Here is a 13,330-nt window from a genome sequence, read left to right as displayed (position 1 = left end):
TTTTACAACTCGGTGCAACCTTTTTCTGATGACCTTGCTGATAGAATTGACCCAGTGGAGAAACACTTTGCCTTATCAGGACAATAAGCCCAACCTCCGTACCACCAAATCTGTATAAAAAAAGGCCCGTAAGGGCCTTTTTCAAATTCATTTAAAACGACACTCATTCAGATGCCGCTTTTTTCTCCTCGCTCTTGTACATCAAGATTGGTTTTGATTCGCCTTTTATCACAGACTCATCAATAACCACTTTACTCACGTTATCCATCGATGGGAGATCGTACATAGTATCAAGCAACACAGCTTCTACGATTGAACGCAAACCACGCGCACCGGTTTTCCGTTGCATAGCCTTACGTGCAATAGCATGTAAGGCGTCTTCGCGGAATTCTAGCTCGGTGTCTTCCATGGCAAACAGCGCTCCATACTGTTTAGTAATTGCGTTTTTCGGCTCTCGAAGAATTTGAATTAACGCCGCTTCACTGAGCTCTTCCAAACTAGTGACTACCGGTAAACGACCAATAAATTCAGGAATAAGGCCGTACTTCACCAAGTCTTCTGGCTCTACCTGCTTAAACAGATCGCTAAGTTGCGGTTTGTTGTCCTTGGATTTCACCGACGCGCCAAAACCGATTCCCGTGTCTTTGTTTGCCCGCTGCTCGATAACTTTATCAAGGCCGGCAAACGCACCGCCGCAGATAAACAAAATTTTAGACGTATCAACCTGCAGAAATTCCTGCTGAGGGTGCTTCCGTCCTCCCTGTGGCGGCACCGATGCCACAGTACCTTCGATGAGCTTCAACAGCGCCTGCTGTACCCCTTCTCCGGAGACATCTCGGGTGATAGACGGGTTGTCTGACTTTCTAGAAATTTTGTCAATTTCGTCGATATAGACGATACCGCGCTGGGCTTTTTCAACGTCGTAATCACACTTCTGCAATAACTTCTGAATAATATTCTCGACGTCTTCACCCACATAGCCTGCTTCCGTCAGCGTGGTAGCATCAGCCATGGTAAAGGGTACATCCAGTAACCTGGCAAGGGTTTCCGCCAACAAGGTCTTACCGCTTCCCGTTGGCCCAATGAGCAAAATGTTACTTTTGCCCAACTCAACACCTTCGTGGACGTCACCATTACGAAGGCGCTTGTAGTGGTTGTACACCGCCACAGACAATACTTTCTTCGCGTGTTCCTGCCCAATAACATAGTCGTCCAAATGGGCGTGAATTTCCTGTGGTTTCGGAAGCGCATCCTGTTTTTGCTTTGGTGCAATTTCTTTGATTTCTTCGCGAATAATGTCGTTACACAACTCAACACACTCATCGCAAATAAAAACGGACGGACCCGCTATCAACTTCCTGACTTCGTGCTGGCTTTTGCCGCAGAAGGAACAGTAGAGAAGTTTGTTATCTCCGTCGCCGCTCTGTTTATCACTCATTTCTTTCTGCCTCTGCCTTGCCTGAATGAAGAAAAACGTATCACATCACTTTCAGGCTTTAACTAACTATACTACTTCGTGGCGGCTGCGTCAGATCGATTTGTTAAAATCTGATCAATTAAGCCATACTCCTTGGCCTCTGATGCACTCAGGAAGTTATCCCTGTCAGTATCACGTGCAACGGTTTCGTAGTCTTGTCCGGTATGCTCTGCCATTAAGCGATTTAGTTTCTCTTTAATAGACAGAATTTCTTTCGCATGAATTTCAAAATCTGATGCCTGTCCTTGGAACCCACCAAGTGGCTGGTGAATCATCACCCGAGAATTAGGCAAGCAAAACCGCTTCCCCTTTGTCCCACCTGATAACAAAAAGGCACCCATGCTGGCAGCCTGACCAATACAAACAGTGCTGACATCGGGTTTAATAAAATTCATGGTATCGTAAATGGCCATGCCAGCGGTTACAGAACCACCGGGAGAATTGATATACAGGAATATATCTTTATCGGGATTCTCTGCTTCCAGAAAAAGCATTTGTGCGACAATCAGGTTAGCCATGTGGTCTTCAACCTGACCCACCAAGAAAATCACATTTTCTTTGAGTAGACGGGAATATATGTCGTAGGAACGTTCACCTTTAGACGTCTGTTCGACGACCATAGGTACCAATGCATCTTGAGGTTCAAATGGGTTTATCATATCTACCTTGATTTCTTAGCGTTAAAAACAAAAATGCTCGGAAGGCTCCGAGCATTTAAGCAGTAGCTGACGGGTTAAGTCAATCAGAGGGTAAAAAATTACGCCTGTTTGTTCATAACCTCATCAAAAGCTTTGGTGACATCCTGAGTTTTGGCATTTGCCAGTACCCATTCAATCGCCTGCTCTTCCAGTGCGACGTTGCGCATCTGGTTCATCAGTTCTTCGTTACCCTTATAATAGTCGATAACTTCTTGAGGATCTTCATAAGCTGACGCAGAAGTCTCAATTAATTCTAAAACTTTCGCGTCATCGGCTTTCAATTCATTCTGTTTGATGATTTCACCGAGCAACAAACCAATGCGAACGCGGCGAACTGCATTGTCTTTAAACAATTCAGCTGGAAGCTCCGGCATGTTCTGTGCGCCGCCGGATTGCTGACTGAAACGCTGCTTAGCCTGCTCGCGAAGTGCGTCGATTTCCTGGTCGACCAATGCCGCAGGTACATCGAATTCGTTCTTCTCAATCAGCTTGCTGATCACGTCTTCTTTTACTGACGTTTTCAGTGTTTGGCTCAGCTCTCGTTCCATATTTTTGCGAACTTCGGCCTTCAGCGCATCAACACCACCGTCTTCAACACCAAATAACTTGGCAAATTCGTCGTCCACGTCTGGCAACTGCTGACCTTCAACTTTCTTAACAGTCACGTCGAACACAGCGTCTTTGCCCTTCAGCGTTTCTGAGTGGTAATCTTCAGGGAACGTAACTTCAACAGTCACTTCTTCGCCCTTCTTCGCACCTACTAAAGGTTCTTCAAAGCCTGGGATCATACGCCCCTTGCCCAGTTCCAGCGTAAAGTCTTCCGCTTTGCCGCCTTCGAATTCTTCGCCGTCTACCTTACCTACAAAGTCGATAACCACACGGTCGTCTTTCTTCGCTTTGCGACGAACTTCTTTCCACGTGGCATGTTGTTTTTGCAACGTCTCCATCATGTTATCGAGGTCAGCGTCAGTAATTTCAACCACTGGCTTCTCAATTTCGATGTCTGCTACACCGTTAACTTCAACTTCCGGGTACACTTCAAACGCCGCAACAAATTCTAAATCCTGGCCTTTTTCATCTTTTACCAGTTCAAACTTAGGCATACCAGCAGGATTAATTTTTTCCTGTACGATGGCCTGATAAAAATTTTGCTGCATGACATCACCAGCGACTTCCTGGCGAACAGCGGCACCGAAGCGTTTCTGTATGACACTTACTGGCACTTTACCTGGGCGAAAGCCGTTAATGCGTTGCGTTTTTGCTAATTGTTGAAGACGCGACTTAACTGCAGTATCTACTGAATCCGCAGGAACGGTAATAGTAAGACGGCGTTCTAAACCCTGGGTCGTCTCGACTGAAACTTGCATTATGTTACCTCAACTGTGCGTCTTAAAGTGACGCTTTGCTTGATTCCCCTTTCCCGTCCTTGCCAACAAGGCGTTGTACGCCCGGGTTAGAGGTGATTATTCAACAGTGCTAAACCGTTGTTTAAACACATTGGTTAAAAAAAGACGCGGTAGTATACTAGGAGGCTTTAACAGAGTCGAGAGGGAAACGCAGACAATTCGCAGGAAATTACAGACGAAAGGTACTTTTTTGAATGTTTACGAAATTATTGCGAATAAATGGTCGGTGAGACAGGATTTGAACCTGCGACCCCTTGGACCCAAACCAAGTGCGCTACCAAACTGCGCCACTCACCGAGATAAGTTCGAAGACGTCGGACAGGCGTCAAAGAATGTCTAACTGATAAAGCTGAAGATGGTTAGCATTACATTTCTCGACAGAGAAGTGGGGTGGACGATGGGACTTGAACCCACGACAACCGGAATCACAATCCGGGGCTCTACCAACTGAGCTACGCCCACCACTGTGTAATGCATTGTAAGCCTATTGTACGATATCAGTATGCCGATGTCAGTACTTATTGCCGACTCGCCGATGGCGCGTCCGGCAGGATTCGAACCTGCGACCCACGGCTTAGAAGGCCGTTGCTCTATCCAGCTGAGCTACGGACGCCCGACGAATCGAAGCTTACAAAAAAGTGGTCGGTGAGACAGGATTTGAACCTGCGACCCCTTGGACCCAAACCAAGTGCGCTACCAAACTGCGCCACTCACCGACTGTGTAAGGCAAGCAATGTTCCCTGCCGTTACGGGGTGCGAATACTATAGCCAACATCCCATCTCGTCAAACACTTTTTTCAACAAAAACACTGACCGCTCAGAATACGTGCAATCTTCTGAAATTTTGACCAACTCTAATGTAAAACACCTGTATTTTCACTTTGGCAAGGCATGAGAAGTTGTGAAACAATATATACAACAACGTAATAACATGAGAACAATACATTCATGAGCGCCCATCTGATTGACGGCAAAGTAATTGCCAAACAAGTTCGCCAGCACGTTTCTGTATACGTAGATTCACTAAAAGAAGCGGGAAAACGCTGTCCTGGGTTAGCCGTGGTACTGGTTGGCAGTGATGCTGCCTCGCAGGTGTATGTCGCCAATAAGCGAAAAGCCTGCGAAGAGGTCGGTTTTGTGTCCCGTTCCTTTGACTTACCCGCGGAAACGACCCAAGGAGATTTACTCGCCCTGATAGATTCACTTAATGAAGACAGTGAAATCGACGGTATACTGGTACAACTGCCGCTGCCTGCCGGTTTAAATGCAGAGCTTATTCTCGAACGAATTAAACCTCAAAAAGATGTAGACGGCTTCCACCCCTACAACATCGGTAGATTGGCCCAACGGATACCCGCCCTGCGCCCTTGTACTCCCAAAGGCATCATGACGATGATCGAGGCTACCAAACGCCCTGTAAAGGGGCTCGATGCAGTCATCGTAGGTGCAAGCAACATTGTGGGGCGTCCTATGGCTCTTGAACTTCTCCTGGCTGGTTGCACGGTGACAACCTGCCACAAGTTCACTCAGGATCTGAAATCCCATGTGAGTCGTGCAGATTTACTGGTTGTGGCGGTGGGTAAACCCAACTTCATTCCCGGCGAGTGGATTAAACCCGGCGCTATCGTGATTGACGTCGGTATCAATCGTCTTAGCGATGGTACTTTAGTAGGTGATGTGGCGTTCGAAAAAGCGAAGGAACAGGCAGGGTGGATTACGCCTGTACCTGGCGGTGTAGGACCAATGACCGTCGCCAGCCTAATAGAGAATACGCTGGAAGCATACGTGAAGTACCACTCATGATCGCAACTGAACGGGTGGTAGACGCCACCCGCGCATGGTTAGAACGGGTTGTAATCGGCTATCAATTTTGCCCGTTCGCAAAACCCGTTCACGAAATAAACGCCATACGCTACACTCCCGTTGTAGCGACAGATTTCGCTCACGCCTTAGAAGCGGTTTACCAAGAGTGTCTTTATTTAAGCGCCCACCCTGACACCGCAACCACGTTGGTTATTTTTCCCAACGGATTCGATGATTTCAACACCTATCTTGACTTACTGGCGATGGCAGAGCAACTGATGACTCAAAACAGAATGAATGGCGAGTTTCAACTGGCCAGTTTCCATCCAGACTACCTGTTTGACGGTGAACCTGCTGACGCGCCGAGCCACTTTACCAACCGCAGTCCTTATCCCGTGATTCATATTATTCGCGAAGACGATATTGAAAAGGCCATGAAAGGGAAAGATGATGCGTCCGCGATATTCGAACGCAATATGGCCAAAGCTAACAAGTTAGGCCGGGAACATTTTGTGAAACTGCTACAAGCAATTCGGCACACATCTGCCGATGACAATGCGCCTCTTTGATTTATAGTTGAGTGTTAAATAGCAAAGGCAATGCCTGATATTCAGTCAGACCAAATTCCCACTCGGTAAACCACTCTGCATTCGTTTCGGTTGTAACCCGCATTTGAATGTATTCATCGCCGTGACTATTTGTCATCAACAATGTCAGCACCTCTGCACCGCGCCCCTCAATGTCGATTCGAGTGATAATATCGGCATCTTGCCACTGTTGAGGTAGATAAGGGCTCACTGAACTGAACTGAAAGGCTAACACCTCCTGAACGCGTCGCGCAGAAACGTGGGAGTCCGCTTGTGATTCTGTTTGCACTTGCCAGTCCGCAGATTGCACCCCAGGATTATTTAATTCCAAAGGAGGCCTACCCGGTTTGTGAACGGTAATACGCCTGACATTGTCTGCCCCCCAGGGCAACACTCGACGACTTAGCCAAGAGGCATTTTGCTCTGGCAAACTAAATGACTTATCGACCAACAAACTCATGGCTTCCTCAGGCTGCCTGACGTAAGTGCCTGTTCCATTATCGGCACGCCGACCTATCAACAACGAGAATACATCCTGAGATCCGCCCAGTTCAATGAGCACCGATTGCGCACCACTGTCTCTTACACTCTCGACACCTAAGCGGGTATATCTGTCTGGGTTAGACGTTTTCGTTTCTACAACGCGCATTTGCACAAGCTGGTTAACGAGCTCTGCCAGTTTATTTGTATCAGCCGGAAATGTCGTGATGGTATCAAGATGAGTAGCCAGCCATCTTTCAGAGTCTCTTACGGCAGAAAACAGGACGCCGTTCTGATCTTCAATTTTCACTCTTTGAACACCGGAAGTCGTGTCAATAATATCAGCTAAAAGCTGTTGTTCAGTACTGTGCTGTTGTGATTGTGCAGCCCCCCGTTGATGCAACCACCAACTAACACCACCAGTGCTAATCGCTATCAACAGCAGTGCCGCCATTCGTCTGATCATGCGCTGTCCTCACCGGTATATTGCTTGCCCGGACGCCGTTTGAGCAAAATTGAAAACAGGTACAATAAACTCAACAAAACCGCAGGGGCAATGACGATATTGGCGATCTTTAATTCTTCCCCCAAGCGATCAATTTCACGTTCCAGTTCATACCTCACTTTTCGCAATTTCTGACGAATGGCAACGCGTTTCTGTACCTGCGCTTCAATAGCCAACTGCTGCTGTTCGCTAAAAACAATTGCTCCTCCGTGCCCTTGTTGCGCTTGCAACTCTTGCAACGTTTCTTCCACGGCTACCAGTTCCAGTTGCAAACGACGCTCTTGTTCACGGAATTTTTCTTCTGCCTTTACCTCCAACTCGTTCACCCGTCTGAAAGGCCGCGCAAACGACCCTCTCGCGCGAATGCTTATCAGTGCATTACTGCCAATGAGATTTTCGACACTGTTGACAAGAAAGTCACCGTTGTTCGCAAAGGGCGTCAGCAAGGTATCGCCATAAAACGAGGACTTTTGAATCCAGTATTTGTCTGAAAGCAAATCGGCGTCCATCACTACGATAAGATTCAGGTCATCGGTTTTCTCCACGTACCGAGCAGCCGGACCTTCTGACGCCGGACGCTCAAAATAAGAACGCGCACTCCCACTGTAGCGAGCGGCTAAGATGTACGCTGTGGTATTGCCGCCAAATCCACGCTGAAGCGATACCGGCTCCTGTGTCATAGCATAGTCGTTCGCATTGGTAAGGCCCGCATTCATTGAAGATTGCATAAGGGGTTCCATCACCAGACCCGACTTACTGACGGGATAAAGCACACCAAAGCCACTTCCGTTTATAGAATCCAAATTGGCTGTGGTGACGTCATTGCGATCAAGCTGATTCGCCGTAAGGCCAATTAATCCGAAGTGCTTCGTCACCGTTCCATCCTGACTTCTTACATCCAGACCTAGCTGCGCATCGAGAACCACGTCAGATACCCCCACTTGCACACCCCAGGCTTTCAACAGGGGAAATGTCGACGCATTGGCACGCCGATCTGGAAGAAGAGCATAAGGGTCTGCTTCGTAGTGCGGATCAAGGAATGCCAGCACACTACCACCGTGCATAGCAAACTGATCAATGCTGTACAGCAGGCTGTCTGACAATTCCTGAGGATGTAACAACATAACCAAGTCTGTGTCCTCGGGCAGAATTTTGTCTTCACGAGACACTATGTGAATGTTGTAAAGCTGAGCCAATTGCTGATAAAAAACCATTGGCCCGGTGTATTGGCCCGTAATAGGATCTTGCCCACCAGCCACAGGCAAATCAGTAATCAGAGCCAACGTCATGGTATCCGGTTCACTCAGCTGATAAACCAATTTACTGATATCATATTCCAAAAATTGTTCATTTTTTTGGTCAAAGAATGGTATTGAGAAGGTGTCATCCACCAAATTGGTACCAGCCAGCCCAAAGTAAATATCTTCACCCAGATGGCCAATAGCGGCGCCAGTTAACCCAAATTGATTCGCCAGATCTTCCGCCTCCGAAAAGGGAACAGGATCTATGACTTTCAGGTTTACTTGCCCATTAGAAGCCTGGACGTATTCGTTCAACAAACTTTCTATGCGACTGGCGTAGTTTCGCAACTTCGTCATTCCCGTGGTTGACGAATTAGAAAAGAAAAAATAAAGCGTAATGGGTTCTTCTAGTCCCATGAGCACTTTTTTTGACCCTGGGGAGAGTGAATAAACTGCGTTTTCAGTGAGATCTACACGATACCGGCTGGCTAGCTGATTGTTAATAAACACCAAAAAAACGAATGAAACAAAAAGTAAAAACAAACTGAATAAAACGGTAACTTTTCGCATCATACCGCCTTATTTTCGTCGAGAATAATAACGCCTGCGTAAAGCCAACCGATTATCACCAAAAGAAAATAGAGTATATCATTGGCCGCCAACACGCCTTTTGACATGGCATCAAAGTGGGTCATAAAACTGAAGGATGCAATAGTATCCACCACGTCATTTGTTGCCCAGTTCTTAAATACATCGAGCACTATTTCCGAACCACTGACCACAAATAAAAAACACAACACCACTGCGACAATAAATGCCACCACCTGGCTTTGCGTTAACGTTGATACACATAAACTAACCGCTAAAAACGCGCCTGACATCAACCAACTGCCAGTATACGCAGCTATAATAATGCCATTATCCGGCACACCGAGATAGTTTACCGTGAACCACAGCGGCATAGTCATCGCCAACGCCAGAGCCAGAATAAACCAGTATGCGATAAATTTACCAATAACAGCTTCTGCAACCGATACAGGCAACGTGAGAAGTAGCTCTATACTGCCGGATTTTCGTTCTTCAGCCCAACTGCGCATGGCAATAGCGGGAACGAGAAACAAATACAGCCAGGGATGAAAACTGAAGAAAGGCAATAAATCAGCTTGCCCGCGATCGTAAAAATCACCGAGAAAAAACGTAAATACACTGGTCAATACTAAAAATATTGCCAAATAAACATAAGCTACTGGCGTAGTGAAAAAACTGCCGACCTCCCTTCGTGCAATAACTAAACTCCGCCCCATTACACCCCTACCTCTGCAGTGCTGCCCGTGGTTATCTCTCTGAACACGTCGTCTAGTCGTCCGCTTTCAATTGTGAATTTGTCCACCGGTAACCGGTAGTGGCTGACGTGTTCCGTAACCGGTGCCATAATCAGTTTGCCGGCCTCGGGAAAGAGTGTTACATCACCGGTGTGTCGATTTACAACCATTTCGTCTACCCCCTCTATCTCGGCGAGACCGGAAATATCCGCTGCGTAACTAAAGTGCAGTGTAATGGCTTGATGATAACGCGAACGATGTTGTAGCTCCGAAGGTGTACCATCAAAGCACAGTTTGCCATTGGCAATAATCATGGCTCGATTACACACAGCCGTAACCTCTTCCAGTATATGGGTAGAAATAATCACTATTTTGTCGCTGGACAAGGCGCGGATAAGCTCCCTGACCTCGTGCTTTTGATTTGGATCCAGGCCATCTGTAGGCTCATCAAGAATAAGAATATCCGGGTCGTGTATAATGGCTTGCGCGAGTCCTATTCGATGCCGGAACCCTTTGGACAATTTTTCGATTTGCCGGTTTAACACGCCTTGCAATGCCACTTTCTTTATCACATGAGTCAAGCGAGCTTTGCGCTGTTTTCCCCGCAAGCCTCGAACACCAGCAATGAAATGCAAAAACTGAAACACCGTCATATCGTTATAAAGGGGCGCGCCTTCCGGCAAGTAGCCAATGCGCTGCTGTAACGTTTTGGTATGTTTTTCCATTGACAGACCGTCGATGGATATTTGACCTTCAGTTGGCGTGAGAAAACCGGTCAACATTTTCATGGTTGTGGATTTCCCAGCACCATTCGGCCCAAGAAACCCTACAATTTCTCCGGGCTGAATAGTGAACGTCAGTTCATCTACCGCGGTAATTCGGTTAAATCGTCGACTTAATTTTTCTACTGCGATCATAGCGTTCCATCGGCTATTAGTTAGTCAGTTGTATGCAACCTTATACGGACACTTCTGGCTCTCTGACAAATCCGGTATCATTATAGTGACATATTTACCAGCATCAATCACCGTTTTTAGCCTTCCCTTTCGCTGCAACCAAACCCGAGAAGTACCAAGCAGTAGACAAAAAAAGCCCTGCAAAAAGCAGGGCAAGAAGAAACTGGGATCCAGGGAACCAGAGGTGTGCCCAGCCACAACCTCCTTGTAAATTCGAGTCGTATCATAGCCGCGATTTATGAGATAATTATGACAATAGAGAAAAATTGACATCGTCTTTCACTTGAGCTCAAACGTCGTGAATATACAGCCCATAGGTGTTATCGCTACGCCATTCAAACAAAAGTTTGCCATTCCCCGTCAACCCAATCTGGCCAATGCATCCGGACGTGTTACGTTCGACACGCCTTTTGATGACCCACAGGCGTTTAAGGGGCTGGAAGGCTTCAGCCATGTGTGGTTATTATTTCATTTTCACGCTACTGCCAGGCGCGGATGGAAACTTCAGGTAAAAGCACCTCGGCTAGGTGGCAACAACACCTTAGGGGTATTCGCCACCAGAAGCACACACCGGCCCAATGGCATAGGCATGTCGGTGGTAAAAAACGAAGGTCTTCACACAGTTAATGGACGGATCTGTCTCGACGTTAGTGGCGTTGATCTGCTTGACCAAACCCCCATCGTTGATATCAAGCCATACCTGCCCTATGCTGATCGGGTCGACAACGCCACAGACCGACTGACCGAATATCAACCTATTCCGGAGCGCACTGTCCACTTTTCTCCAATGGCTAATTTGGAACTTGACGCGCTGTGTGTCAGCTATCCTGACGCTCGTACATTCATCAGAAGCATACTCTCCCAAGACCCGCGTCCTGCCTACAAACAGCACCTGGATGACGACGCAAAAATATACCGTGTAGCGCTATTTGAAAAAGACATCAGCTGGTGTGTGAGACAAGGAGAAATCTGTGTGCTAGCCATTGAAAACCTGCCGTAGAATAACGTCGAAAAGAAGGAATTGAAAAAACGGCTTTTTTGACTTTTTCTATACTGCTAGAATGACGCGGTTTTTTTATTCTTTGCTAAAGGACGTAACCCGTAATGCGCACAAGCCAATATCTGCTGTCAACGCAAAAAGAGACACCTGCAGATGCAGAAGTTATCAGCCACCAGCTCATGATTCGAGCGGGTATGATCCGCAAACTCGCGGCTGGCTTATATACCTGGTTGCCCAGCGGCCTGCGGGTATTGAACAAGGTAGCCAGCATCGTTCGCGACGAAATGAACAAAGCGGGGGCGATTGAAGTGTTGATGCCAGTCGTGCAGCCAGCCGATTTATGGGAAGAATCGGGTCGATGGGAAGAATACGGGCCCGAATTGCTGCGTATTAAAGACCGTCATCAGCGGGATTTTGTCCTGGGCCCCACTCACGAGGAAGTCATTACATCCCTGGTGCGAAATGAAATCAGTAGCTACAAACAGTTGCCTGTAAACTTATATCAGATTCAGACTAAATTTCGCGATGAAGTGCGTCCCCGCTTTGGCATTATGCGCGGCCGTGAATTTACCATGAAAGACGCCTACAGTTTTCATCTCGACGACGCGTCACTGCAACAAACCTACGATGTCATGTTCCAAGCGTACAGCAACATCTTCACCCGACTGGGCCTTGATTTTCGAGCGGTTATTGCTGACTCGGGCGCCATCGGCGGAGCGGTATCACACGAATTTCACGTACTTGCCGACTCAGGCGAAGATGCTATTGCATTCTCTACAGAATCAGATTATGCAGCGAACGTAGAAATGGCCGAAGCCGTAGCGCCGGTAACAAAAGAGGTACCCAGCGGGGCCGTTGAAACAGAAATCGCCGTTGCTGATGATGCCTCACCAGACAGCTTGATTGCAAAGGGTGAACTCAGTGAAGCTAACACCTTACAAGTTGTAGTGGTAAAAGCAGTTAGCGATGACGATACTGACAAATGGGTAGCCTTAGTTTTGCGCAAAGACCACGAACTAAACACAGTAAAAGCTGAGAAGCACCCGCTAGTAGCAACACCATTGGCCATCGCAAGTCCGGAAAAGGCTGAAGCGGTGTTGGGTTGTCCCGCCGTATATGCAGACCCCCGACATCTCCCGATAGCCAGTGTCGTCGATCACAGTGCGGCGGCTTTGGCTGATTTCACCTGCGGTGCCGGTAAAAAAGGTTCTCTACTCACGAATGCCAATTGGCTAACAGCGCCAGAAAGCACGGATATCCGCAACGTGGTAGCCGGTGATCCTTCGCCGTGTGGAAAAGGAGTCCTGGATATTAAACGAGGTATTGAAGTAGGCCATATTTTTCAGTTGGGTGACAAATACTCAAAAGCGATGAACTGCGGCGTGCTCAGTGAAACAGGTAAACATCAGACACTCACAATGGGATGCTACGGTATTGGTGTATCGCGCATAGTTGCAGCCGCTATAGAACAAAACCACGATAAGTTTGGGATAAAATGGCCGATGTCTATTGCGCCTTTCACCCTTGCCCTTATTCCTATGAACATGCACAAGTCTCAACGTATTAGAGAAACGGCGGAAGCATTGTACGAAGATCTCAAAAAGCAAGATGTCGACGTCCTGTTTGACGACAGGAAGGAACGTCCGGGAGTCATGTTTAACGACATGGAGCTGGTGGGCATTCCTCACAGTATTGTTATCGGTGAGAGAAACCTCGACAATCGACAGGTCGAATACAAGAATCGCATTACCGGTGAAAAAACGTTGTTAGACATCGATAAAGTTGGCGAGTTTATTTCGACGTTATAGACTTATCAGAGAAGCTGGGGTATTACATACCCCGGCGATGTTGCGTC

The 13,330-nt window shown here is 47.3% G+C and carries 11 protein-coding genes and 4 tRNA genes; 4 read left to right on the top strand and 11 right to left on the bottom strand.

Annotated elements, in window-relative coordinates:
- Positions 1-163: 163 nt before the first annotated feature.
- The 7 genes from clpX to KO518_RS08395 form a co-directional block, all read right to left on the bottom strand.
- The gene (gene clpX, locus KO518_RS08425) at positions 164-1,438 is read right to left on the bottom strand and encodes an ATP-dependent protease ATP-binding subunit ClpX (protein WP_216025365.1); all 1,275 of its coding nucleotides are present in this window, start codon (positions 1,436-1,438) and stop codon (positions 164-166) included.
- A gap of 71 nt (positions 1,439-1,509) precedes the next feature.
- The gene (gene clpP, locus KO518_RS08420; RefSeq protein WP_216025364.1) at positions 1,510-2,136 is read right to left on the bottom strand and encodes an ATP-dependent Clp endopeptidase proteolytic subunit ClpP; all 627 of its coding nucleotides are present in this window, start codon (positions 2,134-2,136) and stop codon (positions 1,510-1,512) included.
- Between the two features lie 98 nt (positions 2,137-2,234).
- Complete coding sequence (tig, locus tag KO518_RS08415; protein WP_216025363.1) at positions 2,235-3,542, bottom strand: trigger factor; 1,308 nt, start codon at positions 3,540-3,542, stop codon at positions 2,235-2,237.
- Between the two features lie 259 nt (positions 3,543-3,801).
- Positions 3,802-3,878: transfer RNA gene (locus KO518_RS08410), tRNA-Pro, on the bottom strand.
- 89 nt (positions 3,879-3,967) lie between these two features.
- Positions 3,968-4,043 (bottom strand) — tRNA-His (locus KO518_RS08405).
- 74 nt (positions 4,044-4,117) lie between these two features.
- Positions 4,118-4,194 (bottom strand) — tRNA-Arg (locus tag KO518_RS08400).
- 26 nt (positions 4,195-4,220) lie between these two features.
- Positions 4,221-4,297, bottom strand: a tRNA-Pro gene (locus tag KO518_RS08395).
- Between the two features lie 232 nt (positions 4,298-4,529).
- On the opposite strand from KO518_RS08395, the gene folD reads away from it, so the two are divergent.
- A complete protein-coding gene (gene folD, locus KO518_RS08390) occupies positions 4,530-5,384 on the top strand; it encodes a bifunctional methylenetetrahydrofolate dehydrogenase/methenyltetrahydrofolate cyclohydrolase FolD (RefSeq protein ID WP_216025362.1) in 855 nt (284 codons plus the stop codon).
- Complete coding sequence (locus KO518_RS08385; protein ID WP_216025361.1) at positions 5,381-5,953, top strand: DUF1415 domain-containing protein; 573 nt, start codon at positions 5,381-5,383, stop codon at positions 5,951-5,953. Before folD ends, KO518_RS08385 begins: the two co-directional genes overlap by 4 nt.
- A 1-nt stretch (position 5,954) precedes the next feature.
- On the opposite strand, the gene KO518_RS08380 is transcribed toward KO518_RS08385, so the two are convergent.
- Genes KO518_RS08380 through KO518_RS08365 form a run of 4 tightly spaced genes read right to left on the bottom strand, consistent with a single transcriptional unit; the run spans position 5,955 to position 10,436 of the window.
- Positions 5,955-6,917: a DUF4340 domain-containing protein gene (locus KO518_RS08380; RefSeq protein ID WP_216025360.1), complete on the bottom strand. Its 963-nt coding sequence runs from the start codon at positions 6,915-6,917 to the stop codon at positions 5,955-5,957.
- Positions 6,914-8,770: a Gldg family protein gene (locus tag KO518_RS08375; RefSeq protein ID WP_252736020.1), complete on the bottom strand. Its 1,857-nt coding sequence runs from the start codon at positions 8,768-8,770 to the stop codon at positions 6,914-6,916. The genes KO518_RS08380 and KO518_RS08375 overlap by 4 nt, the downstream gene beginning before the upstream one ends.
- Positions 8,767-9,501 carry an ABC transporter permease subunit gene (locus tag KO518_RS08370; RefSeq protein ID WP_216025359.1) on the bottom strand — a complete coding sequence of 245 codons (735 nt, stop codon included), beginning with the start codon at positions 9,499-9,501 and terminating at the stop codon, positions 8,767-8,769. Before KO518_RS08370 ends, KO518_RS08375 begins: the two co-directional genes overlap by 4 nt.
- Positions 9,501-10,436, bottom strand: coding sequence for an ABC transporter ATP-binding protein (locus KO518_RS08365; protein ID WP_216025358.1), 936 nt, complete (start codon positions 10,434-10,436; stop codon positions 9,501-9,503). The genes KO518_RS08370 and KO518_RS08365 overlap by 1 nt, the downstream gene beginning before the upstream one ends.
- 337 nt (positions 10,437-10,773) lie before the next feature.
- Between KO518_RS08365 and tsaA the strand changes: the two genes are divergently transcribed.
- Entirely contained in the window at positions 10,774-11,475 is a 702-nt protein-coding gene (tsaA, locus tag KO518_RS08360) for a tRNA (N6-threonylcarbamoyladenosine(37)-N6)-methyltransferase TrmO (RefSeq protein ID WP_371742274.1), read from the top strand.
- 104 nt (positions 11,476-11,579) lie between these two features.
- Entirely contained in the window at positions 11,580-13,283 is a 1,704-nt protein-coding gene (locus KO518_RS08355; RefSeq protein ID WP_216025356.1) for a proline--tRNA ligase, read from the top strand.
- Positions 13,284-13,330: the final 47 nt, after the last annotated feature.

This window comes from Aestuariibacter sp. A3R04, from assembly GCF_018860805.1.
GTDB lineage: Bacteria > Pseudomonadota > Gammaproteobacteria > Enterobacterales > Alteromonadaceae > Alteromonas.
This window is presented reverse-complemented; position numbering and strand designations above follow the sequence as displayed.

Bases quoted from the DNA above. Each gene is read 5' to 3' on its own strand.
- clpX (WP_216025365.1), bottom strand. From the start codon at position 1,438: ATGAGTGATAAACAGAGCGGCGACGGAGATAACAAACTTCTCTACTGT.
- clpP (WP_216025364.1), bottom strand. From the start codon at position 2,136: ATGATAAACCCATTTGAACCTCAAGATGCATTGGTACCTATGGTCGTC.
- tig (WP_216025363.1), bottom strand. From the start codon at position 3,542: ATGCAAGTTTCAGTCGAGACGACCCAGGGTTTAGAACGCCGTCTTACT.
- folD (WP_216025362.1), top strand. From the start codon at position 4,530: ATGAGCGCCCATCTGATTGACGGCAAAGTAATTGCCAAACAAGTTCGC.
- KO518_RS08385 (WP_216025361.1), top strand. From the start codon at position 5,381: ATGATCGCAACTGAACGGGTGGTAGACGCCACCCGCGCATGGTTAGAA.
- KO518_RS08380 (WP_216025360.1), bottom strand. From the start codon at position 6,917: ATGATCAGACGAATGGCGGCACTGCTGTTGATAGCGATTAGCACTGGT.
- KO518_RS08375 (WP_252736020.1), bottom strand. From the start codon at position 8,770: ATGATGCGAAAAGTTACCGTTTTATTCAGTTTGTTTTTACTTTTTGTT.
- KO518_RS08370 (WP_216025359.1), bottom strand. From the start codon at position 9,501: ATGGGGCGGAGTTTAGTTATTGCACGAAGGGAGGTCGGCAGTTTTTTC.
- KO518_RS08365 (WP_216025358.1), bottom strand. From the start codon at position 10,436: ATGATCGCAGTAGAAAAATTAAGTCGACGATTTAACCGAATTACCGCG.
- KO518_RS08355 (WP_216025356.1), top strand. From the start codon at position 11,580: ATGCGCACAAGCCAATATCTGCTGTCAACGCAAAAAGAGACACCTGCA.